This is a genomic window from Kitasatospora nipponensis (assembly GCF_039528135.1).
Lineage (GTDB): Bacteria > Actinomycetota > Actinomycetes > Streptomycetales > Streptomycetaceae > Kitasatospora > Kitasatospora nipponensis.
The window spans coordinates 1-502 of the sequence record NZ_BAAALF010001234.1 but is presented as its reverse complement, the minus strand read 5'-3'; the positions used below and the strand labels follow the sequence as shown (position 1 = coordinate 502).

Sequence of the window (502 nt, the reverse complement as noted above, 5' to 3'; positions counted from 1 at the left end):
CCTGGCCAGGATCGGCCGGGTGAACGTGGTTCCGGACAAGGAGCAGCGGCTGACCGAGATCTACCTCAACCCGGTGAAGCTGGCGTACTTCCTCGGCATCCGGCTGGGGCCCGGCGAGGGGCACGACCAGTTCGTCGACGACATGTACTCGGCGCCGGGCGGCCCCTCGGTGGTGGTCTCCCGGCCGAGCTTCGCCGACGTGGTGTCGATCGATCTGAGCACCGGACGGATCAACTGGCGCTTCCCGGTGTCGGGTTACCGCTCCGACCACATGGCGGTCTCGCCGGACGGCAGTCGGGTGGCCGTGTCCGCCTCCACCTCGAACACCGTGCACGTGCTGGACATCAGGACCGGCGCGCAGCTCGGTTCGTTCCGCACCGGCGACAAACCGCACGAGAACCTGTTCGCCGACGGCGGCACCCGGATCTGGAACATGTCGATCGGGGAGGACAACACCGCGCTCGACGCCCCCTGGCTGGACTGGGCGAAGGGCGGCCGCCGG

At 69.3% G+C, this 502-nt stretch carries 1 protein-coding gene; it reads left to right on the top strand.

The window, feature by feature from the left end; genetic code table 11:
- On the top strand, nucleotides 1–502 hold a 502-nt coding region (locus ABD323_RS45825), incomplete at both ends, for a YncE family protein (RefSeq protein ID WP_425556382.1).